A 22077-nucleotide genomic window follows, 5' to 3' on the forward strand; every position below is an offset into this window, starting at 1 on the left:
AGTAGTGCCTCCTGCCGATCTCCCCCCTTGAGGGGGAGATGCCCGGCAGGGCAGAGGGGGGTAAGCCACGTCCATCCAGGCCTACCGGCCCGGCCACTGTCTCCACCGAAAGCAACCCCATGCGCCTCAAATCCGAAATGTTCGTCTCAGCCCTCATCCGCCGCGTTTTTGCCGCCGGTGGATTTGCCGCTGTGGAAAAGAAAGGCGCGGAGGCGGCGGGGGCGATCTTCGTGCGCCAGCGGCTGCGTGACGGCCGCGAGAACCTCTATGGACCCGCCCCGCAGAGCTTCGCCGATGACGAGGACATCATGCGCGCCGAGCGCCGTTTCGAAACGCGTCTGGCCGGCGTGGAGGGCGAGGAGATTGCCGCCCTGCTGGAACGGGAAAGGCGGTTCGACAGCGACCTGTGGGTCGTGGAGATCGAGACCGATGAGATCGGAACCCTGCTGACGCTGGTGGACCAGCCGCAGGCCTAGAACTGCCCGGTCCAGGGCATGCCTCTTCAACCCGTGAAGATGCGGGGCCAGCCTGCCTAACCCTGCGTCCCGGTTCTCTGCGTGGCCGGTGCGCTGTGGCTTGGTCGTTCGCGGCCATGTGTATAGCTGTCGGCGCGCCGCCAGCTTTCCAGCCGCTCTTCGCACTGCACGACGTCGAGGCCGTCGAGCAGGGCTTCCGCACGGCTCATGTCGCCTTCGGCGGCGGAAAGATGCGGATAGAAGCATTGCAGCACGAAGGCCGCTTCGGAAAACTCCATTCCGAGGCCGGTCAGCGTCGTGGCCAACTGCACGCCTGATATATCTAGCATGATGCGCTCCGACAGCCAGTAGCTGGAGGAGAGAGAGTCCGCCAGCGCCACCGCAAATTGCCGGGCGTTGCGTTCACGCGCGAAACGCACGAGCAGCGCTTCCTGCACCTCGCTCAGGCGGCGAAGGCCGAGAATATCGTTTTCCGGGCGGTTGAGGTGATGCGCCATCTGCTTGATGCGCCGGCGCATTTCTTCTTCGAATGCGGAAGCGGCGGCGATGTTGTCGGTCTTTTCTTCCGCTTTTGGCTTTTCAGGATTTGCTACCGCCTGCGGTTCGGCGACGTCAGCCTGATCGTCCGGCCGTTTCAGATCTTCGGCATGGCGAAGCCCGACAAGCGCATCGATGACGGTGGGGGAGAGGTCTTCACGCCGCACGATGGTGCGCGCATGGGCTGCCCCTTGCGTGCGGGCAATGGTGATCAGCGTGTCATCGTCAAGGCATTTGGAGGAGATGAGGAAGGGTGCCGAAAGCGAAATCGGCTGGCAGGCAATGAAGAAGGCGACGGCCGAAGGCACGCTCGGATGCTGCGAGAGCGCGGCGATGGCCTCGCGCTTGGCTTCTTCGGTGGAGGCGTTGAAAAGCGGCATGAAAAGTTCGGCGAACTGCCGGAGGTCCGTTTTTGACGGATGGGACACAGACTCGAAATTCGTCACCGTGGCCATAAGCACCACATCTTTCTTCCTAATGGCTCTTGGCCTCTCAAGTTCTCGAAACCGGTCGGTCAACGCACTACCCAACAAACGCAAACACAATATCGGCTCAAATTAGAGCAAATGCGTTGACGTCCTGTTAACTATGGGGGGTGGCAAGAGGGAATCTGCCTCTTTCAACAAGGAAATTTTAAAACCTTGATGACGCCGGAAATCCGATGGAACTTTGCTGCATCGCCTTAGTTTTCAACGGGTGCGGCTCACAGAGAAAGAAATGAGGGTCCGGTAATTAGGGTTAACGGATCATTAACCTCTGTCTGTTTGTAATTCCATGGGCAGTATTAGGATTCCATGTTATTCTGATCTTCGGAAAAAATGCAAAAATGGCATGTGAAGCCTGAATCTGCGCACGATCGCCTTATAAGAATCACTTTGGATTTTTGGATCGTGCGAAAACCAGTCTGTGGACTGGCCTATGCGCAATGTGATGGTGATGACATTTCCCGACGCAAGACGAGGCTTGCGCGGTTCCCATGGGCAACATTGACAATCATGTCCCGAAGAGGAGATGAGCATGGCAGAGATTATTGCAATTGGCGACGCCCGACGAAGCCTGCGCCCCGCTGGCGTGGTTGCACACGTTATCGGCCCGGCGAAGGTCGTGCTGTTTACCGGCGTTCGTTATGAGAAACGCGATACCGAACCGACCGGAAAAGTCGCGCACAAGGGCAAATCCGCAGCGGAGACTGCCCTCAAGTCCTGATTATCGACGATGAACCGACGTTATTTCCACGGCGTCGGCTGGCATTTCGCCTCGTTCAGGAACCGCTCCGCCTCTTCGCCGAAACTCGGCTGCGGCACCATGGTTCGCAACACCACATACCCTTCCGTCTGATCCGATTCCGCCAGAATGGCCTGAGAGAGCGCGGGAGGCTGCGCCTTGCGGATAGCGGCGATCTGCACCGCATCGGCCACCAGAATATCCATCTCGCCGCCGGCGGACGTGCGGTCGTTCATGCTGAACACCTCGTTCGAAGCCTTGTCGTAAACCGCGACCGACCAGAAGGGCACGGCGCCGATGGCGGTGAGCCGGACCGGCTGTTCCTCGATATTGAAGGTGCAGACGGCCACCCGCATGAAGGGATCGCCGCTGCCGAGGGTCTTTTTCTCCGTCGTCTCCTCGAGCAGATGAAACAGATGCGGTCTTCCTTCCGCCAGCGCCCGCGTATAGGCGTCGCGATTGCTGAAATGCGGTATCGCCAGAATGACGATGACATGCAGCACGGCGGCGGCAACGAGGCCGGTGATGATGGCGAGCAGGATCCTAAGCATTGCCACACCCCAGCTTGCGGATCTGCGGCATGGAAATGTCGATCAGGCCGGAACTACCGGCAACCGGCGTATCGAGCAGCGTCATGACGAGTTTGAAGGTCTGGCCCTGCGGCACCGCCAGCCAATTATAGGTCTGGGCATCGGGGGCGATGGTGATATCGATGCCGCCATCGGCGCTGCGCAGCAGCGTACGGGAATTGAGCGCGAAGGGCCGCCCGGCATCTTCGGCCAGCACATTGCCCTGCTGGTCGGCGGTATAAAGCGTCCAGAAACGCGCCGGCGGCACGGCGCCGGCCAGACGATAGCGGCATTCACCGCTCAGGCGCTGGCCATCGCTATCCACGGCGGCGGTGAAAGACAGTCCCTCGGCTGTGCCGTAAAGCAGTTTGCCGGCGTCGGCGCGGTGCGATTTCGCGTAAGGGTCGGCCTCGATCGTCTGCGCCTCGGGAAAGGCATCCCAGGAGCCGATACGGATCGAGCCGAAACCCGATGTCGCTTCAAGCGCTGCCATCGTCGCGGCAATACCGCCGCCAAAGGCGATCAGAAGGGCAATGCCGACAAGGAATGGAACTCGGAACACGCTGTTTTCCCGTTTTCGAACAGGTCGAGGACTATCACTGATTCCCCGTTTGGAAAATGGCGTGGCCTGTTTAGTCCTCTTGAAAGTGACGCGAGCGCGAAATTCCTGCCCTTATGCACCCCCCTACGCACCCATGACCAGCTTGAACGCGATGGCCCACATGGTGATGGCGATGACGCCTTCGAGAATGCGCCAGGCAGAGGGTTTTTCGAAGATCGGCCGCAGCCAGCGCGCGCCGTAACCCAGCGAAAAGAAGAACAGCAGCGAGCCGGTTGCCGCGCCTGCCGCAAAGGTCTTTTCGAAACCGGGAAACTGCGTGGAAATCGTGCCGAGCAGCACGACGGTATCGAGATAGACATGCGGATTGAGGAAGGTGAGCGCCAGGCAGATGGCAAGCGTCTGCCACAGGCTCGCCTCCCGCCGCTCGGCCACAGACAGCACCTCGGATGAACGCAGCGCCGAATACAGGCTTTTGGCGCCATACCAGATAAGAAAAGCCGCCCCCGCATAACGCATGATGGGATCGAGCGCCGGCATGATCGCGCTGATCCGCTGAAAACCGAACACACCGACCATAATCAGCAGCGCATCTGATATCGCGCAGGTAGCGCAGACGGCAAACACATGCGAACGCGCCAGCCCCTGTTTCAGCACGAAGGCATTCTGCGCGCCGATGGCGACGATGAGGCTGAGGCCCATGGTGAGGCCGGTGAAGAAGATCTGGATGTCCATGCGCGTCGAAGCCTCTTGTCTTTGTCCATGCGAAATGGCGCAAGCCCTCGCTTGCGGACCGAGTACTTGGATATTTGGGTGGGATGGTTTAATCCAGTTAAATAAACTCCATCCAGATAAGTTGAGCTAATGTCTTGCCATGTCATTTCGCATAGTGCTTTTCTGAGGCGCTATCTCCCCTCAACCCTCATTCCTGTGCTTGTCACAGGAATCCAGCGAGCCCAAGTCCTTGAGCTGAAAAGACTCTTCCGCCGCGCAGACGCGTGTCGACTGGATTCCTGTGACAAGCACAGGAATGAGGAGAGGCGAGCTCCTCACCAATGGTCTGTAGCGGCGCACCAGTCGCATTAATTCCAACGTCCTCAGGTGCCATAATGCTCGACTATCCTTCCATGCGCGCCGTGGCGCTCGTTGCCCGGACCGGCAGTTTCGAAAAGGCGGCGCAGGTGCTGTGTGTCACGCCATCAGCCGTTTCCCAGCGTATCAAGCAGCTGGAGGAGCGGCTGGGCGTTGTGCTGATCGTGCGCGGCAACCCTTGCGTGGCCACGGAAAAGGGCGAATGGCTCTGCCGGCACATGGATCATGTCGGCATGCTGGAAAGTGAATTGTTCCGCCAGCTTCCAGCGCTCACGGAGGCAGGCGATGCGCAGGAGCGGGTGACGCTCAACATCGCCACCAATGCCGACAGCCTCGGCACCTGGTTTCTGGACGCGGTGTCGAAATTCACTGGCGGCAGCGATTATCTCGTCAATATCGCCGTCGACGATCAGGATCACACGGTGGAATGGCTGCGCGGCGGCAGGGTGCTCGCCGCCGTCACCGCCCACGACAAACCGGTGCAGGGTTGCCGGGTAACGCCGCTTGGCGTGCTGCGTTATCATGCCACCGCCAGCCCGGATTTCATGGCCCGCCATTTTGCCGATGGCGTCACGCCCGCCGCCCTTGCCCGCGCGCCGGGATTGACCTTCAACCAGAAGGACAGGCTGCAGGCGAGCTGGATCAGGACAGCGCTGGGGGAGGATGTCTCCTATCCCACCCACTGGCTGCCTTCGACCGATGGTTTTGTGAAAGCGAGCCTTGCCGGCATGGGGTGGGGGCTCAATCCGGTGCAGCTGGTGGCGGAGCATCTGGCTGCTGGCCGCCTGGTTGAGCTGATGCCGGGCACGCCGCTTGATATTCCGCTTTATTGGCAGGTGAACCGGCTTGCGGCGGAGCGGTTGGCCGGGTTGACGGCAAATATGGTGGGGACGGCGAGGGTGGTGTTGATGCCGGTAGGGTGAGGTGGTTCGGGTCGTGCGGCGGTGGGCGATGTGGTGAGCGCTGGAACGTGTGGTTCACCCCCCTCTGTCCTGCCGGACATCTCCCCCACAAGGGGGGAGATCGGCAAGACGCATGCTTCTCGCTCTTCCCGCAGCATTCAATGTGGTTGACAGGTCGCCACTGGTCGATCTCCCTCCTTGTGGGGGAGATGCCCGGCAGGGCAGAGGGGGGTAAACCTCACGCTCCGTAATTATCCTCAATAAGCGCGATGCGCCCGGATATCACCGCCGAGCCGCATCGCCACCTTCCGGGCCGTCCCGGTCAAGCGATGGTCCGGACCACGCACACTATCCCAGCCAAGCACAGACTCACGGCCTAGCCGCACCTCCCATCAAATAACGCGCCACGGCCTCATAGGCGGGCAGCGATGTCGGGTCGTTGGCGGCATTGCTGGCGACGGGGTGCGAGGAAAAGCGGGCGATGACCATGTCGGCGGCCGGGTCGACATAGATTGCCTGACCGTGCACGCCCCGCGCCATGAAGGCGCCATTGGCATTGTGGGTGACCCACCACATGGCGCGATAGCTCCAGCCCCGCAATGCCGGATAACCGCCCTTCGCAAAAGCCGCCTTATCGCCGCCGTGGCGGATATTGTCGATCGCCTTCTGCGGAATGAGACGATGGCCGCCGGCCATGCCGTCATCAAGCAGCAACTGGCCAATGCGCGCCATGTCACGCAACCCGGCATTCAGGCCGCCGCCGGCAAAGGGTGTGCCGGTGGAATCAACCGTATAATAAGCGTCCTGCTCGGCGCCTATCCGGCTCCAGATCCGCTGCGACAGCAGCTCCGCCACCGATTTTCCCGAAGCGCGGGCAATGACCCAGCCCAGAGCATCGCTGTTGATGGTCTTGTAGCCGAAGGCAGACCCGTTTTCGCCCTGTTTCACCACCGTTTTCAGATAATCGAAATAGCTGCGTGGGCCTTCGTAACCATCGGGCTTGGGAAGCGGATTGCCGGCGGCCGAATAGATCCACACATCGGCATTGGGGTCGGCATAGTCTTCGCTGTAACGCAGGCCGGTCGTCATATCGAGAACCTGCCGGATCGTCGCATCGCCAAAGGCGCTTTTTTCAAGTTCGGGAACGACGGTCGCGACCTTCGCATTCTCGTCCAGCGTGCCTTCGGCAACCAGCATTTCACCGAGAAGGCCGGTCAGCGACTTCGTCACCGACATGGCGCCATGTTGCCCCGCCTCGTTCAGGCAGCCGGAATAACGCTCATAGACGAGCACACCCTTGTGCAGCACGACGATGCCGTCGGTATAATTCGCCGATAGCGATTGCAGCCACGTCATGTCTTGATCGGCGCCTGTCGGCCGGAAGGTCACGGCGTCCATGGCGGGATCGAGCTTGCGCTCAAGCGCTGCCGGTGCGCCGAGACCACGGCTTACATTGACGGTCGGCATCAGCTGGCGAAAGTGGCAGACCGTCCAGCGCGATTTCGGAAAGTTGAAATAGTCACTGTCGGAAAAGCGGATGATCTTGTCTTCCGGTGGCGGAAAGCCCTGCATCCAGCCGAGCTTCAGCGGGTCCGACTGCTCCGCCGAAAGCGGGGTGGCAACCTGACTGGAAGCGCCGTGCGGGAACACCAGAACCGGCAGAACCGCCGCAAGCATGATCGACAGGGCGCTAGAAATTGACGATGACATTGACGAAACCTCCAAGCCAGGTCGGCGAATTTTCTGCAGTCATGGATTCCATGCCCTTGCCGGGAAAAGAAATGCTGACACCCGCCGTCAGAAAGGTGTTGGGATTGATGACGCGTGAATATTCCAGATAGATGTCATCGGCCAGATGGCGGTTGCCCACGCCGGCAACCGGGGTGGGCGTGCCGTCGATTTCATCGAGGCGCGTGCCCTGGCCGAACTGGATCGGGCTGTTCAGCTCATTGGCGCGGATGTGCGCGTAACGCAGCGTCCATGTATCGGCCTGCGTCGGCTTTACCTGCAGGCTGAGCTGATGCGCATTGACGTTCGAATTCAGGAACATCATCGAGGACTTCGTGCCCGTCGACCATGCGCTGGGATTGCCCTCGTAGTAGAGCGGGTCGAAGCGTTCCAGACGCGAGGTTGACGGATCGTCACCGGAGAAAGTCTGGTAGCTGTAGGCGATCGTTGGCGTCCATGAAAATTCTTCGAACGCATAACCGATCTGGGTACGCCCGCCCCAGGCCCTGAGATCTATATCGGGGTTCCATTGATAGGCGATATCGCCGCCAATGAAAAATCCGGAAAGTTGTCCCTCGAACGGATTGCTGCGGGCGTAAGCGTTGACGAAGCTCAGTCCCTCGCGCGCGCCCGGCACGATCACCGGCGCGCCGATGCCACCGGCTGCGGCCCGGGGGTAGGGCGAGCCGGATTCCGGGACATGGCCGAAAGTGACGCCGGCATATCGCCCCTTGTCCACCTCGTAGCGCAGATCCGCGCCGACGATCTTCGTTCCGCTGTCCTTGTCGGATAATTCGTTCGCATCGATGAAAAACGCCGTCGCCGTCAGGTCATCTACACCCAGCCGGAGAATGGCTGCCTGTTCCCATGCCTTTCGGGGGCCGAGTTTCAGCGCGCCCCGCTCGAAGCCGCTCGAACCGCCATTGGCGATCAGCATGCCGGTCCCGGTCTGGAACGGACGCGGCCCGAGAGACATATCGAAGAAGGGACCGGTTTTTGCCTTTGAGCGCAGGCCAAGATAGCCGTCCTCAAGCGTGATGGCACCGGTGCCGCCCGCGTCGAAGGCATCGGTGCCAAGAGTGCCCGAGGCAACGACGGAGAGTTTTCCATAAACCTCGAGCACGTCGCCGGCATCGACGGTAAAACCGATCCCGGGCATCAGATAACCTTCAAGCCATCGCGTGTCGCTGTCGAAGCCGGCGGATGGCGCAAAGGTATCGGCGAAGTTCCAGAACAGGTTCTGCTCGGCCACGGCGTTCACACCAGCCTGAAAATGCAGGCGCAATTCGAATCCCGGCTCGTCGATCAGGAGCATGGGATCCTGCGCATGGGCCGTAGCGGGTACAAACCCCAGGCCGGCGACAAGAACGGCCGCAATTGCCCGCCGTTCTTCTCTCGCATTGCTCATGCCGCCCCCCCGGGATCGCCGTTATCACACAGTAATAACTGCGCCCACTTAGACATGAATTGGTTGGATTGGTCTATTCAATCTTGGAGTGTGGAAAGAATATTCGGCTGTTTTACAGCGGGGGACCCCCGACTGTAAAAAAGTTCACATAGGAGCATTTTCGAACATGATTGATATATCCGTGGCGTGGAGGCGCTGGAATTATCGTCGTCCTGCTTCCCGAATACCTGCTCGGGCATATTATAATTTGCTCGATCAACACCCTCTGGTTGTTTGAGAGAATGAATGTTCCTGCAGCCGCAAGGGTCGCGAAACTCCATTTCCAGTGGCGGCATGGGACGTATCCTAACGCCGCCCCGCTTCATCCCTGCCATCGCGGATAGTGGCTTCGGCCACCTTCTGCGTCGTGACCGCTAGAGGCGGGGCTTCCTTCATCGTCTTGGCGATGGACCGGATGACACGGGTTGCCTCGGCTGAGAGCGAGCGGGGGCGGGTGAGTGCCGGCATGGCGGGCGCAGTGGTGGCGGATGCGGCGGCGACCTGTGCCGAAGGCTGCGGACGCGCGCCTGTCGGCAGCAGGTTCTGGATGCCGGGAATGGGGCGCAGCTCCATGCCCTGATGGGCATAGTCCATCAGCCGCTTGTAGGTCATGGCGGGAAGCGCGCCGCCGGTCATGTTGTTCATCGGCGTGAACTCGTCATTGCCGAACCAGACAGCGGTCGTATAGTTGCCGGTAAAGCCCACATACCAGGCGTCGCGATAAGCCTGTGAGGTGCCGGTCTTGCCGCCGGAGACGATGCCGTTATCCAGTGCGCCGCGCCGGGCCGTGCCCATCACCGGAATGGTCACCAGCATCTGGTTCATCTTCGAATTGGCTTCTTCGGAAAGCACCCGCTTGGCGGGCGGCTCGTCATGGCTGAAATCGTAGAGAACGTTGCCCTCGTAATCCATCACCTGCTCGATGCCGTGGCGGCGGGACTGCATACCGTCGGCCGGGAACACGGCATAGGCGGTGGCCTGATCGAGAACCGTGACTTCCGACGTGCCGAGCGGAATGGTCTTGTCGCTGCGAAGCGGTGTGGCGACACCCATTGCCTTGGCGGTGTCGACGATCACCTGCGTGCCTAGCACGTCCTTGGCAAGCCGGACCGGCACGGTATTGTAGGATTTGGCGAGTGCTACCTGCAGCGTCACCTTGCCGGCATAGGAGCGGCCGTAATTCTGAGGCGACCAGCCGCGCCAGGTCACCGGCGCGTCTGATATCAGCGTGTCCGGCTTCATGCCCTTTTCCATCGCGGCCGAGTAGGTGTAGACCTTGAAGGAAGAGCCCGGCTGGCGCAGCGCCGCCGTGGCGCGGTTGAACTGGCTTTCGCCATAATCACGCCCGCCGACCATGGCGCGCACGCCGCCGCCATTCTCGATCATCACCATCGCGCCCTGTTTGACGCGGTAACCCTCGCCATATTCACGCAGCTCCATTTCCATCGCCTGCTCGGCGGCCTGCTGCAGGCCGGTATCGATGGTGGTGCGCACAACGACGGTATGATCCTTAAACTTGCCTTCGGCGGCCAGTCGTTGCACCTCGTCGAAGGCCCAGTCGAGGAAATAATCCGGCGCCTTCACATCGGCGCGGTCGATGACGGTGGCCGGGTTGCGCCGTGCGCCAATCACCTGGCCCTCGGTCATCAGCCCGCTCTGAACCAGGTTGGAAAGCACGGTATTGGCGCGGGCGCGGGCCGCCGGCAAATTGACATGCGGCGCATATTTGGCCGGCGCCTTGAACAGGCCGGCCAGAATGGCGGATTCGGAGAGCGTCACGTCGGTCAGGTTCTTGCCGAAATAAAACTGCGCCGCCGCCGCCGCGCCAAAGGTGCCGCCGCCCATATAGGCGCGGTCGAGATAAAGGCTGAGGATTTCCTTCTTCGACATGTTGCTCTCAAGCCAGAGCGCGAGGAAGGCTTCCTTGATCTTGCGCTCCAGCGAGCGCTCATTGGTGAGAAACAGGTTCTTGGCAAGCTGCTGCGTCAGCGTCGAGCCGCCCTGCACCACGCCGCCAGCGCGGGCATTTTCGCTCATGGCGCGGGCAAGGCCGATGAAATCGATGCCGAAATGGTCGAAGAAACGCCGGTCCTCGGTGGCCAGCACCGCCTTGATGAAATGATCAGGCATCTGGTCGATCGGCACGCTGTCTTCATGGATGATGCCGCGATGGCCGATGGTGTTGCCGTAACGATCGAGGAAGGTGACGGCGAAATCGCCGCGATAACGCCAGTCCTTCTTGGTTTCCTCGAAAGCAGGCATGGCGAGCGCCAGAAGCACAATCGAGCCGGCCGTTCCGAAGGTCAGCGCGTCACAGGTCAGGTTGACGACAAGCTTCTTCCAGCCGCGCACATGCAGTTTGCGCGAGGCGATGGTGACGTCTTCCCAGAAATCCACCAGCCGTGCCGCAGCCGTCCACAGGCCGGAGTCGATGAAGCTATCGATCCGGAGCAGGATATGCCGCTTCCTGCGGCCTTTATTATCGTCTTTTTCTTCCTGCACCTGGCGATGTTTTCCTGTTCGAGGCAACGCGGCCCGTCGGTATTTCTGCGTTTCAACCCATTCCCGACGCAAAACCATGGCATGCTTGTGTCGGAATTGCTTGACGCGGCGGCTTCTTGCGGGCCAATGACCCTCTGCCGCCCGCCAATCGTCATAAAATATCGTACAAACCAGCCCTTGGCGATACGATATAAAGGATTAGGGACCGGTTAAACACTCCCGTCCAAGAGATCAAAATGAAACGGAAATGTTAACGATGAATGACGCGCCGTTCTGGAAAACCAAATCCCTCACGGAGATGACCGGCGAGGAATGGGAAAGCCTGTGCGACGGCTGCGGCCTGTGCTGTCTCAACAAACTCGAGGACTGGGACACCGGCGAAGTGGTGTTCACCTCGGTTCGCTGCGTGCTGCTGGATGGCGAGAGCTGTCGATGCTCCGACTACGAGAACCGCCGCGCCACCGTGCCGGACTGTATCCAGCTTGACCTGAAGAAGGTGCATGAGATCGGCTGGCTGCCGCCCACCTGCGCCTATGCGCTGGTGCGCGACGGCAAGGATCTCTACTGGTGGCATTATCTCGTCTCCGGCGATATCGAGACGGTGCATGAGGCCGGCATTTCCGCGCGTGGGCGCACCGTCAGCGAGGCCCATGTGGATGTTGACGACTTCGAGGATTATGTGGTGGACTGGCCCCTGACAGTGGGTGAGAAGGCGGGCGAAAAGCAGCGGACCTGACGGAAAAGGTCCATTTTCGTTTTGGTCCTATTCCTGCCCCATCCGTTACCTAAACCGCTCCGACCATTCCGGCAAATGATCCGCAAAAGCGGACAAGGGACATCAAAACGCATGCACTACCGGCTGCCCGCCATCGTTCTTTCGTGCCTTGCCCTTCCGGGCCTTCTGCCGCTTTCCGCTTTTGCCCAGCAACAGCCGCAGGCCTTTGAATGCACGCTGGTCACATCAATCGAAACGGGCGCCATCATCAACCAGCAGGGCGCCTGCGACCAGCGCGTGGCGCCAGCCTCCACCTTCAAGGTGCCGTTGGCGCTGATCGGTTTCGATGCCGGTATTCTTCAGGATGGCAAGACGCCCGCCTGGGACTGGAAACCCGGCACTGAAGCCCGCGCTTCCGACAGAAAGACGGTCGATCCGACGATCTGGGAGCAGGATTCGGTATTGTGGTATTCGCGCGAAATTACCCGCCGCCTCGGCCCGGAAAAATTCGCCGCCTATGTGAAGCGCCTCGGTTACGGCAATGCCGATGTGTCCGGCGAACCGGGCAAGAATAACGGCCTCACCCATTCCTGGCTTGGCGCGTCACTTACGATTTCGCCGGTGGAGCAGGTGGGTTTCCTTCGCCGTCTTCTCGGCGGCAATCTGCCTTTCTCCCGCGATGCGCAGGCAAAGACACGGGCCATCATGCCGGTCTTCGATGCGCCGGAAAGCTGGGCGGTGCACGGCAAGACCGGTACCGGCTACATGCGTGACGAAAAGGGCAATCCCGACCGTAACCGTCCCTTCGGCTGGTTTGTCGGTTGGGCGGAAAGAGAAGGCCAGCACATCGTCTTTGCAAGGCTGCGTGTCTCCGACAAACCATCGAACGAGCCGCTCGGACCCGCCGTGCGCGATGCCTTCCTACGCGATATTCCGCGGCTGGCCGTGCATCGGTAGCAAGATCGTGACTTTCAGATTGCACATTTACCTGAAAAGCTCGGCGTGCGTTCCCGCGCGGGTGAAGATGAGAAGGTTCTGCTTCTCATCGACTGTGTAGATCAACAGAAAATCCCCGCCGACATGGCATTCCCGGTGATCGCGCCAGTCTCCGGTCAGTTCATGGTCACGAAACTGCGTCGGTAACGGCGCGCCGTTGGCGATAAGAAGGAGCATGATCTCCTTCAGTCTCACCATGTCGTAACGCCCGGAATTGTTCAGCCGTTGCCAGTCTTTGATAAATTGCTTGGTGAAATCCGACCTGCGCGGCAGGGTGGCTCGCTTCAATGCCGCGTCTTTTCCGTGATCTTTCTTATTCGTCACCGTTTGCCAGCGTCCAGCGCCTCAAACAAGGCTTCAGACGTGCCGAAACGATTGCGCCCGGCCGCCGCGATGGCGCGCGCTTCTTCAATCGCGGCAAGGGTTTCAGCGTTTGGTTGTGTCAGTTCTATCGGCAGAGCTTTTTCTCGGGCAATGCGCGTCAGCATCATTCGCATGACATCTGAAACAGTCAGTCCCAGGCGGTCCAGCACGGCCGTCGCGTCGTCCTTGAGTGTCTGATCGATGCGCGCTCTTACATAAGCATTTGCGGTCATGATAGACCTCCTTTTGATAGTGCGGTATGTAGCTCAATTGAGCATCATTTTCAATGGCCGCTGCACAATTGACGGTAGGTTGCTGAAATCGGAAAGGACATCAGGATATGTCGGACGCCTCCCGCGATGTCATCAAACTCTATACGGATCACGGCGCCGATTTCGACAAGGAGCGTGGTCGTTCCCTTGCCGAAAAAACCTGGCTGGACAGGTTCACCTCGCTTTTGCCCGATGGCGGCTCCATTCTCGATATCGGCTGCGGTTCGGGCGAACCGATTGCCGGTTATTTCATTGCCAAAGGTTATGCCGTCACCGGCATTGATGCGTCCCGGCCGTTGATCGAACTCTGCCGCAGCCGGTTTCCGGAAAATCTCTGGGCAGTCGCCGATATGCGCGAACTGGCTCTTGGCCGCCGCTTTGACGGCCTGATCGCCTGGCACAGTTTTTTCCATCTGAGTCCCGAGGATCAACGACTGATGTTCGGCATCTTCTGCCAGCACGCCAATGACGGTGCGGCTCTAATATTCACCGCCGGGCCGGGCCGCGGCGAAGCAATCGGCACGTTTCAGGGCAAGCCGCTTTATCACGCCAGCCTTGCGCGCGAGGACTATGAGAGCCTGCTGGCCGCCAACGGATTCAGGCTTCTCGACCACATAGTCGAAGATCCGCAGTGTGGTGGGGCGACGATTTATCTTGCCAGACGCGTTACGGCGTGATCGGTGGCTTGTACAGCCCGGCCATCCCTAGCCGATGAGCCACATGACCGCCTTGATATTGCTGCCTTTATGGCCGTTGGCTGCGCTCACGATTGTGTGTTCGACAAAAAAATCTCCTTCCCTTGACCTTCCCATCATGGGAAGCCCTACATAAGGTCTCGAAAGGGGATTTCCCATGAACGAGACAGTCAGACACGCCCATCCAAATCAACCGGTTTCCGTGCCCGTGGAAGGCATGACCTGCGCCTCCTGCGTGCGGCGTGTGGAAACCGCCGCGGCCAAGGTACCGGGTGTCGCTTCGAGCTCGGTGAACTTCGCCACGAAGAAGCTTACCGTCGAGCCGGCCGAAGGATTCTCAGCCAGGACGCTCGGCGCGGCCATCAAGAAGGTCGGTTACGATATCGCGCCGGAGCGGCAGGAATTTGCGGTCGACGGCCTGCACGGCGAGGCAGAGGCCGAGCGACTGAAGGCCGTTCTGAACGCCGTCGCGACCACAGTCAACGTGAAGGTTGATGCTGCCGCCGGCAAGGTCGCGGTGGAAACCATCGGCGGCCGGCGGGAGCGGGATGCGCTGGTGGAAACGGCGAAGCTTGCCGGCTTTGCGTTGAAGACACCGAAACCGCACGGACATTCCGCCCATCACGATCACGGCCAGCACCATGCACACCATCAGGGCCACAGCCAGATGACGGCGGCCGGTGAAAGCGGCGGCCATGACCATATGCAACATGCCGGCGAGGAGGGCGCGCTGAAACGCGACCTGACGATTGCCGCGATCCTGACCGCGCCGCTTTTCGTGTTGGAAATGGGCGGCCATATTTATGAGCCGATGCATCACTGGCTGATGGGCATCATCGAGACACAGAACCTCTATTACATCTATTTCGTGCTGGCGACGGCGGTGATTTTCGGACCGGGACTGCGCTTCCTCAAGGCCGGTTTTCCCGCTTTGCTACGCGGCGCGCCGGAAATGAACTCGCTGGTGGCGCTGGGTGTCACAGCGGCCTATCTCTACTCCGTCGTGGCGACCTTCGCACCCGATCTGCTGCCGGCAGAGGCGCAGTTCGTCTATTATGAAGCGGCAACCGTCATCGTGACGCTGATCCTCACCGGGCGGCTTCTCGAAGCACGCGCCAGCGGCCGCACGGGAGACGCCATCCGCAAGCTGATGAGCCTGCAGGCGAAGACTGCCCGGGTGGAGCGCGACGGTGCCACCATCGATATTTCTCCCGATGATCTGGTGGCCGGCGATATCATCGTCATCCGTCCCGGCGAAAGGCTGGCAGTGGATGGTGAAGTCGTCGAAGGCTCGTCGTATGTCGATGAATCGATGATTTCGGGTGAACCAGTGCCGGTGGAAAAGACGGTCGGCGCAACTGTTGTCGGCGGCACCATCAACAAGACCGGCGCCTTCAAGTTCAAGGCGACCAAGGTCGGCGCCGATACCATGCTGTCGCAGATCATCCGCATGGTGGAGGAGGCTCAGGGCTCCAAGCTGCCGATCCAGCTGCTGGTGGACCGTGTTACCGCCCTGTTCGTGCCCGTCGTCATCGCCATTGCGGTGCTTACCTTCATCGTCTGGGCGATCTTCGGTCCTGAGCCCGCCTATACATTCGCGCTGGTCAATGCTGTCGCGGTACTCATCATCGCCTGCCCCTGCGCCATGGGTCTCGCCACGCCGACATCCATCATGGTCGGCACCGGAAGGGCGGCGGAGCTGGGCGTACTGTTTCGCAAGGGGCAAGCCCTGCAGGAACTGCGCTCGGCGCAGATCGTGGTGGTCGACAAGACCGGCACGGTGACCAAGGGCCGCCCGGAACTGACCGATCTGGTGGTTGCGGAAGGATTTGCCGATAACGAAGTTCTGGCGCTGGTTGCCGCTGTTGAGGGCCGCTCGGAACACCCGATAGCCGAAGCCATCGTCCGGGCTGCGGAAGAAAAGAATGTGGCGACTCCTGCAGGACTCGCGCCTACCACTGTCGAGAACTTCGAAAGCGTGACGGGCTACGGCATCGCGGCCACCGTCAATGGCCGCAAGGTCGAAGTCGGCGCGGATCGCTACATGGCGAAACTCGGCCATTCCGTCGATATCTTCGCTGAAGCCGCCGCAAGGCTGGGCGACGAGGGCAAGACACCGCTTTATGCCGCCATCGACGGCAGGTTGGCGGCTGCGATCGCCGTCGCCGATCCGTTGAAACCCTCGAGCGTCACCGCCATCAAGGCGTTGCAGGCGATGGGCATCGAAGTGGCGATGGTGACGGGCGACAATGAACGCACGGCGAACGCCATTGCCCGGCAGGTCGGCATTTCCCGCGTCGTGGCGGAAGTCTTGCCCGAGGGCAAGGTGAAGGCGATCCACGAAATGCGCGCCGGCGGCAAGGTGCTGGCCTTCGTGGGTGACGGCATCAATGACGCACCGGCGCTCGCCGAGGCCGATATCGGCATCGCCGTCGGCACCGGCACGGATGTCGCCATCGAAAGCGCCGATGTGGTGCTGGTCGGCGGCGATCTTCTAGGCGCAGTCAATGCCATCGAGATGAGCCGGGCGACCATGCGCAACATCAAGGAAAACCTGTTCTGGGCCTTTGGTTATAACGTGGCGCTGATACCGGTTGCGGCGGGTGTGCTTTATCCCGCCTTCGGCATCACGCTGTCGCCGATGATCGGCGCGGGTGCGATGGCGCTGTCCAGCGTCTTCGTCCTTGCCAATGCGCTGCGGTTGAAACGGGCAAAGGTTGTGCACAGGGAGGTGACGTCGTGAACATCGGCCAGGCATCGGAGGCATCGGGCGTTTCCGCCAAGATGATCCGTTATTACGAGCAGATCGGCCTCATCACCCCCGCCGCCCGCACCGGCAATAATTACCGGGTCTATGGCGAGCAGGATGTGCACAATCTGCGCTTCATCAAGCGGGCGCGTACGCTCGGTTTCTCGCTGGAAGAAACCGAGACTTTGCTGAAACTCTGGCAGGACAAGAGCCGCGAGAGTTCGGCGGTGAAGGAGATCGCGCTCGTCCATATCGCCGATCTCGAGCAGAAGATCGCCGAGATGAAGAGCATGGTGAAGACGCTCTCCCATCTCGCCCATTGCTGCGGTGGCGACCACCGACCCGACTGCCCCATCCTCGACGATCTCGCGGGCGCCGACAAGACAGACGGCAAGCCCGCGAGAACCCACTGAACTGCAATATCAGCCGGCGCACAAATATCGTGCCGTTCAAAAGGAGAAAACCATGAGTGCAACCACCTTCCACATCCCTGATATGACCTGCGGCCATTGCGAAAAGACCCTGCGCGGCGCACTTGCGGATGTACTTCCTGGTGCGTCAGTGGCCATCGATCTCGATGCCCATAAGCTGACCGTGACGGGCGACGCCTCAACCGCGGAGGAGGCTATCCGCGAAGCCGGTTATTCGCCCGAACGGGCGGGCTGAAATGCGGCTTCTGTTTGCGCAAATGTGAAAATGTGCTACATATGTTGCACAATGCAGGAGCGCAGACGGATGACCGTGACCACGAAAATAAGACGCCAGGGCGGCGCGGCGGTGATGACGATCCCGCCCGCTCTTTTGAAGATGCTGGGGCTGGAAATCGGTGAGCAACTGACGCTCGAGGTCGATAATGGCGCTCTGGTGGCAAGCCCGGTTCGACTGGAAAAGAAACGCTTCACGCTGGCCGAATTACTGGATGGTGCAGAGGAAGTGGCAGCTCTAAACGCCAGGGAGCGGGCGTGGGACACAGCGCCTCCTGTCGGCAAAGAAGCGTTGTGATGGTCCGCAACCAGATCCCCAAGCGCGGCGACGTTTATCTGGTTGATCTAAACCCTGTCGTAGGCAGCGAAATCAAGGACGAACATCGCTGTGTCGTCATCACGCCCAGAGAAATTAACGCGGTCGGACTCTGTCTCGTCGTCCCGGTGACCACCGGCGGCATGTTTACGCGCAAGGCAGGGCTTGCCGTAAATATATCCGGCCACAAGACAACGGGCGTCGCTTTGTGCAATCAGGTGAGAAGCATGGATATCGTCGCCCGGGTTGCCCAGAAGAAAGCGAAATATATCGAAACCCTCGATGATGCGACGATCGATGAAATCGCCGGGCGCGTCATCAGCATGATCGATCCAGCTTGAGCGAGGTTTAAACCTCGTCAAACGCTCCGCCTTCACGCGAAGGATTGCGGTCTATCACCCGTTCCTCGGCGTCGTCGGGCAGGGCCTCGTCGCTTTCCTGATAGGGGTCGTCCTCTGTTTCGGCCTCTTCTTCCTCAATTTCCTGTTCGATCGATTGTGGAATCTCTCCCTTGGCGGGAAGGGCGTCGACGTCGAGATCGAGCAAATCCTCGTCCATGGCGTCTTCACTGTGAGGCATGATCTTATTGCGGTCCATGACGGTATCCTTTCTAGCGGTTCACTCGGCAAACGACCGGCGGGGCAGGTGGGTTCCTGCCGCCGGTCAATTCCCTGATTTCGCATCGGATAAAAAAGCCCGCTTGACCTCAATGGCGCTTGAGGTTCTAGTTTGCCCGCCGTGTCGCAAAAATGGAAAGGATACGGCTTTGTCGAGTATGGAAATGGTGGAGAAAAACGGCTGGGGCGAATTGCTGAGCGGGGCTAACCTCTCGCTTCTGACCGTCATCTCCTCCGGTATAGGTCTGCACGCCTTTAATCAGTTTGCTGTCGTCACGGCCTTGCCCGTCGCCGTCAACGACATCGGCGGCGCGGGTTTTTATAGCTGGGCCTATAGTCTCTATTTCGTCGGCTCCGTGGCGGGCGGCGTCACCGCGGTGCTGTTTCGCGAACGTTTCGGCGCTCGCGCTATCCTGCTTCTGTGCTGCCTCATCTTTTCCTTCGGCTCGGTACTTTCGGCAATCGCCGGCGATTTTTTATGGGTCGTCGTCGGCCGGGCGTTGCAGGGGGTGGCGGACGGGCTGATCGTGGCGGTGTGCTATAGTCTCATTCCCGCCGGGTTCCGCTCCGGTTTGTTGCCCAAGGTCTTTGCCATCGAGGCGGCGATCTGGGCGGTGGCCTCCTTCATCGGTCCGCTGACTGGCGGTTTTGCCACCCAGCACATTTCCTGGCGCGCCACCTTCCTGCTCTCGGCACCGCTGATCATCGTGCTCGTGGTCTATACGGTGGTTGCCGTCTCCGCCGAGCGGCCGGTGGTGGCCACGCGCAGGCCGCTGGTGCCGCTGCTGCTCTGCCTTGTTGGCGCATTGGCCTTTTCCGCGCCTTCCGCCTTTGAGGATGCGAGCCTGCGGGCGATCTCCCTGCTGGCGGGCGCTGCCTTGCTGTGGGCTTCCCTGCGGGCAGGCATCCAGCCTTCCTCCGGCCTGTTCCCCAGGGATTCCTTCCGGCTGAAAACGGTGCTCGGCAGCGGCTTCTGGGTGCTGTTCCTGATGTCCTATGCCCATGCGCTGGGCAGCGTCTACCTCGCTTATGTGGCCATCAATCTCTGGCAGCATGAACCGACTTTTGCCGGTTTCATCGTCGTCACCATGCCGCTCGCCTGGAGCTTCGTGGCGATGCTGATCGGCAGCCTGCGCTCAAACCGCCTGCGGGAAATCTGCCTGCATTACGGCCCCTACCAGATGGTGCCGGGCTGCGTCCTGTTGGGGCTCGGGCTTGCGACGGGCAACTGGGGAGAGATGCTGCTCGGGCAGACGTTGATCGGCTCTGCCTTCGGCATGTCCTGGGCCGGCATCAGCCAGGCTGCCATGGAGGCGGCACCTGAAGAGGAGCGCAAGATGACTGGCGCATTGCTGCCCACGGTCGCGACGCTGGGTTCGGCGGCCGGTGCGGGTGCCAGCGGCACTGTCGCCGCCGCGACCGATCTCGTCGTGCAGATCGATCGTGCTGATGTGACGACGCCGATGCTTTATCTTTATGGGCTGGGTGTGGTTGTGTCGCTGCTGGCGATCATGACGGCGAGGGGCCTGCGGGGCGAGCGCCGGTAGAGCATTTCCAGAAAAAGTGAACCCGGCTTTCCGTCCATAAATGCGAAAAATCAAACGAATCGCCGCTCGCCCACCCGGTCAGGACTGAGTAGTGGCGATGGTGATCGCCGCCAGATAAACGACGAAGGCCATGATCGCGACCGCGCCGATGATGATGACGACGCCCTTGCCGGCGCGTTTCTTCTCCGCCTTGTTTTCATTGGCTTCGGTCGGAAACAGGATCGGGTCGCTGGTATCGCGGATTTTGGTCATGCCGTTTCTCCTTATCAGTGGATTGGGCGGTTTCGGTCTATCAACCGCCCAGTCCGCCAAAAGGTTCCTCACGGTTTCAGTGCCCAACTGGTGGCATGCACCACCGCACCGGGGTCGGCGCGGAGCAGCGCCGAACGCACCGGTTCGAAACCTTCGATGCGCTTGGTACCGACATAACGGCCGCGATTTGCAAAGACCTCGATGGAGCCGTAGTCGAGGAAAATGCGGATGCGGGATGCGCGCGCGCCCTTGGCAATGTAGTGCGGCGAAGCACCGTCGCGCCCGTCCTCATGGCGGATCCACAGGCCCGTCTCGTCGGAGACGAGACCGAGCGTGACGGTCGGATGATCGAGCGCCAGCTCGAAGGCCGCGTCTGACGAGGCAAGTTCGATCAATATTTCCACCGCGCCGTTGATGAAGGTGACGCGCTCACCGGCCGCCAGCCGCGTGCGGTCGAGAATATGGCTGCGCAGGCTTTCCGCCGCGCCGATCGGCGGGGTCAGAAGTTCGCCGTTCGCGTAGTGAATTCGGCGCGGCAGGGTCATGGAGGTGGGGAAATCGATTTCCGGATTGGCATCCGCCCAGTTTGCCAGCCAGCCGATGCCGATAATGCTGTCGCCATCCAGAAAGGCCTGAAAGGCGTAATTATCGGTGCCGAAATCCAGCTCCTGACCAAATTCCTTGGTGAAGACCTTGCCGTCAAACCAGCCGACATCGGCCATGGTCAGGTTCTTGCGGCCGGTCTCCGGGTCTTCCGAATGCATCAGCCCGTAGATCAGCACCCACCTTGTGGAACGGGCATTGGCGGGGCCATCGAGGGGCAGCAGGCAGGGGCATTCGATGGCCGTGGTCTTGTAACGTGTCTCCACCCACAGCTTGCCCACATAGGTCCAGCCGGAGGCGGCCGTGGGGTCCAGCGTCTCGTAAAGCAGGATCACGCCGCCGCCATCGCTCTGGCTGCCGAGCAGCATTTTCCACAAGCCATCGGGGCCACGAAACACGTAAGGGTCGCGGAAGTCAGGCGTCAGCCCCTGCCCATCCGGGCGGTGGGCGAGAATGACGTCTGCCTGCCCGGCCATGATGAGATCAGACGAGGTGGCGGTAAGCTGGATCTGCTGCTCGGGAATACGGTCCTGCACCTGCTCGGTGAAAAAGACCCGGATGCCTGAGCCTTCCACCAGCGGAATGGTCGAGCCGGAATAGGCGCCGCCGCGTTTGTCCGGCCGCGTCGTCAGGTCCTCGGAGGGGAAAAGGAAGATCGGTAGATGCCGCCAGCGCAGATAATCCGAGGAGACCGCATGGCCCCAATGCATGGTGTTCCAGCGCAGCCCGTGCGAATAATGCTGATAGAACAGATGTGGCCTGCCCTCGAAGCGGCCAAAGCCGTTCGGGTCGTTCATCCAGCCGAAGGGCGGGCGGAAATGATAGCTTCCCGGTAGCTCAGGTGCGGCATTGTCCGGCTTGGTATGGACGACGGTGATGCCGGTTTCCAGCACATCCGAAGCGGTGAACCAGTAGATGACGGAAACCGCCGTGGTCACCGTGTCGTAGCTCAGCTCCACATGGCCGCCGCCAAAGACCTGATAGATTCGAAAACTGAACTCTTCGGTATTGACGCTTGAAACTTCGGCGAATTTTCCGTTCTGGTTGGAGAAAGAGACAGCGCCGGCTTCGGCGTCTTTTTTCGCCTTCAGCCACACATGGAAGGTGGCGTTGACCGGCAGGTCGGTGTGAAGGGTGCGGATGGCGCTTTCCGGTTCTGCAGTTACGGCTTCAACGACGGTCATTCCCGTTCCTTTCGTTGCGGCAATTCTG

At 60.5% G+C, this 22077-nt stretch carries 24 protein-coding genes; 12 read left to right on the forward strand and 12 right to left on the reverse strand.

All coding sequences use genetic code 11. The annotated features are described in order from the left end of the window. Positions 1-119 precede the first annotated feature (119 nt). On the forward strand, positions 120-476 hold the full coding sequence (locus ATU_RS04550) for a DUF1491 family protein (RefSeq protein WP_010971254.1): 357 nt from the start codon (positions 120-122) through the stop codon (positions 474-476). Positions 477-532: 56 nt separating this feature from the next. Here the strand turns inward: ATU_RS04550 and ATU_RS04555 are convergent, their stop codons facing one another. Next, positions 533-1468 carry a DUF2336 domain-containing protein gene (locus ATU_RS04555; protein ID WP_180217530.1) on the reverse strand — a complete coding sequence of 312 codons (936 nt, stop codon included), beginning with the start codon at positions 1466-1468 and terminating at the stop codon, positions 533-535. Positions 1469-2030: 562 nt separating this feature from the next. Between ATU_RS04555 and ATU_RS04560 the strand changes: the two genes are divergently transcribed. Next, the gene (locus ATU_RS04560) at positions 2031-2219 is read left to right on the forward strand and encodes a hypothetical protein (protein ID WP_035214766.1); all 189 of its coding nucleotides are present in this window, start codon (positions 2031-2033) and stop codon (positions 2217-2219) included. 20 nt (positions 2220-2239) lie between these two features. Here ATU_RS04560 and ATU_RS04565 read toward each other — a convergent pair whose 3' ends face one another. The 3 genes from ATU_RS04565 to ATU_RS04575 all read right to left on the reverse strand — a co-directional run bounded on the left by ATU_RS04565 (position 2240) and on the right by ATU_RS04575 (position 4100). Further along, complete coding sequence (locus ATU_RS04565) at positions 2240-2788, reverse strand: DUF1254 domain-containing protein (protein WP_010971256.1); 549 nt, start codon at positions 2786-2788, stop codon at positions 2240-2242. Further along, positions 2781-3368, reverse strand: coding sequence for a DUF1214 domain-containing protein (locus tag ATU_RS04570; RefSeq protein WP_010971257.1), 588 nt, complete (start codon positions 3366-3368; stop codon positions 2781-2783). The genes ATU_RS04565 and ATU_RS04570 overlap by 8 nt, the downstream gene beginning before the upstream one ends. Before the next feature lie 123 nt (positions 3369-3491). Next, a complete protein-coding gene (locus tag ATU_RS04575; protein ID WP_010971258.1) occupies positions 3492-4100 on the reverse strand; it encodes a LysE/ArgO family amino acid transporter in 609 nt (202 codons plus the stop codon). A gap of 374 nt (positions 4101-4474) precedes the next feature. On the opposite strand from ATU_RS04575, the gene ATU_RS04580 reads away from it, so the two are divergent. Continuing rightward, complete coding sequence (locus ATU_RS04580; protein ID WP_010971259.1) at positions 4475-5380, forward strand: LysR family transcriptional regulator ArgP; 906 nt, start codon at positions 4475-4477, stop codon at positions 5378-5380. A 348-nt stretch (positions 5381-5728) separates the two neighbouring features. On the opposite strand, the gene ATU_RS04585 is transcribed toward ATU_RS04580, so the two are convergent. The 3 genes from ATU_RS04585 to ATU_RS04595 form a co-directional block, all read right to left on the reverse strand. Continuing rightward, on the reverse strand, positions 5729-7069 hold the full coding sequence (locus ATU_RS04585; RefSeq protein WP_046033511.1) for a serine hydrolase domain-containing protein: 1341 nt from the start codon (positions 7067-7069) through the stop codon (positions 5729-5731). Continuing rightward, complete coding sequence (locus tag ATU_RS04590) at positions 7050-8495, reverse strand: alginate export family protein (RefSeq protein WP_010971261.1); 1446 nt, start codon at positions 8493-8495, stop codon at positions 7050-7052. The genes ATU_RS04585 and ATU_RS04590 overlap by 20 nt, the downstream gene beginning before the upstream one ends. 345 nt (positions 8496-8840) lie before the next feature. Then, positions 8841-11036: a transglycosylase domain-containing protein gene (locus tag ATU_RS04595; RefSeq protein WP_035256415.1), complete on the reverse strand. Its 2196-nt coding sequence runs from the start codon at positions 11034-11036 to the stop codon at positions 8841-8843. Positions 11037-11292: 256 nt separating this feature from the next. On the opposite strand from ATU_RS04595, the gene ATU_RS04600 reads away from it, so the two are divergent. Both ATU_RS04600 and blaOXA read left to right on the forward strand, forming a co-directional pair. After that, complete coding sequence (locus ATU_RS04600) at positions 11293-11772, forward strand: YcgN family cysteine cluster protein (RefSeq protein WP_010971263.1); 480 nt, start codon at positions 11293-11295, stop codon at positions 11770-11772. 111 nt (positions 11773-11883) lie between these two features. Further along, positions 11884-12708: a class D beta-lactamase gene (gene blaOXA / locus ATU_RS04605; RefSeq protein ID WP_010971264.1), complete on the forward strand. Its 825-nt coding sequence runs from the start codon at positions 11884-11886 to the stop codon at positions 12706-12708. 27 nt (positions 12709-12735) lie between these two features. Here blaOXA and ATU_RS04610 read toward each other — a convergent pair whose 3' ends face one another. Together ATU_RS04610 and ATU_RS04615 are read right to left on the reverse strand one after the other, a co-directional pair. After that, positions 12736-13071 (reverse strand): type II toxin-antitoxin system YafQ family toxin, encoded by a 336-nt coding sequence (locus ATU_RS04610; RefSeq protein ID WP_010971265.1) that lies wholly within the window; start codon positions 13069-13071, stop codon positions 12736-12738. Next, positions 13068-13343 (reverse strand): type II toxin-antitoxin system RelB/DinJ family antitoxin, encoded by a 276-nt coding sequence (locus ATU_RS04615; RefSeq protein WP_010971266.1) that lies wholly within the window; start codon positions 13341-13343, stop codon positions 13068-13070. Before ATU_RS04615 ends, ATU_RS04610 begins: the two co-directional genes overlap by 4 nt. 107 nt (positions 13344-13450) lie before the next feature. Between ATU_RS04615 and ATU_RS04620 the strand changes: the two genes are divergently transcribed. The 6 genes from ATU_RS04620 to mazF all read left to right on the forward strand — a co-directional run bounded on the left by ATU_RS04620 (position 13451) and on the right by mazF (position 18187). Then, complete coding sequence (locus ATU_RS04620) at positions 13451-14059, forward strand: class I SAM-dependent DNA methyltransferase (protein ID WP_010971267.1); 609 nt, start codon at positions 13451-13453, stop codon at positions 14057-14059. Positions 14060-14234: 175 nt separating this feature from the next. Further along, complete coding sequence (locus ATU_RS04625; RefSeq protein ID WP_035256421.1) at positions 14235-16820, forward strand: heavy metal translocating P-type ATPase; 2586 nt, start codon at positions 14235-14237, stop codon at positions 16818-16820. Further along, positions 16817-17239, forward strand: a complete 423-nt coding sequence (gene cueR / locus ATU_RS04630; RefSeq protein ID WP_006311241.1) for a Cu(I)-responsive transcriptional regulator — start codon at positions 16817-16819, stop codon at positions 17237-17239. The genes ATU_RS04625 and cueR overlap by 4 nt, the downstream gene beginning before the upstream one ends. A 52-nt stretch (positions 17240-17291) precedes the next feature. Beyond that, on the forward strand, positions 17292-17492 hold the full coding sequence (locus ATU_RS04635) for a heavy-metal-associated domain-containing protein (protein WP_006311242.1): 201 nt from the start codon (positions 17292-17294) through the stop codon (positions 17490-17492). 69 nt (positions 17493-17561) lie between these two features. Continuing rightward, entirely contained in the window at positions 17562-17828 is a 267-nt protein-coding gene (gene mazE / locus ATU_RS04640; protein ID WP_010971270.1) for a type II toxin-antitoxin system antitoxin MazE, read from the forward strand. Continuing rightward, the gene (mazF, locus tag ATU_RS04645) at positions 17828-18187 is read left to right on the forward strand and encodes a type II toxin-antitoxin system toxin MazF (RefSeq protein ID WP_006311244.1); all 360 of its coding nucleotides are present in this window, start codon (positions 17828-17830) and stop codon (positions 18185-18187) included. Before mazE ends, mazF begins: the two co-directional genes overlap by 1 nt. 7 nt (positions 18188-18194) lie before the next feature. On the opposite strand, the gene ATU_RS04650 is transcribed toward mazF, so the two are convergent. After that, a complete protein-coding gene (locus ATU_RS04650; RefSeq protein ID WP_006311245.1) occupies positions 18195-18443 on the reverse strand; it encodes a hypothetical protein in 249 nt (82 codons plus the stop codon). A 178-nt stretch (positions 18444-18621) separates the two neighbouring features. On the opposite strand from ATU_RS04650, the gene ATU_RS04655 reads away from it, so the two are divergent. After that, positions 18622-20010, forward strand: coding sequence for an MFS transporter (locus ATU_RS04655; protein ID WP_169539085.1), 1389 nt, complete (start codon positions 18622-18624; stop codon positions 20008-20010). 78 nt (positions 20011-20088) lie between these two features. Here ATU_RS04655 and ATU_RS26520 read toward each other — a convergent pair whose 3' ends face one another. Further along, positions 20089-20262, reverse strand: coding sequence for a hypothetical protein (locus ATU_RS26520; RefSeq protein WP_010971273.1), 174 nt, complete (start codon positions 20260-20262; stop codon positions 20089-20091). A gap of 68 nt (positions 20263-20330) precedes the next feature. Next, a complete protein-coding gene (locus tag ATU_RS04660; RefSeq protein WP_035256424.1) occupies positions 20331-22049 on the reverse strand; it encodes a glycoside hydrolase family 32 protein in 1719 nt (572 codons plus the stop codon). Positions 22050-22077 lie beyond the last annotated feature (28 nt).

Origin of the sequence: Agrobacterium fabrum str. C58 (assembly GCF_000092025.1) — a bacterium.
In the GTDB taxonomy this organism is placed as follows: Bacteria; Pseudomonadota; Alphaproteobacteria; order Rhizobiales; family Rhizobiaceae; genus Agrobacterium; species Agrobacterium fabrum.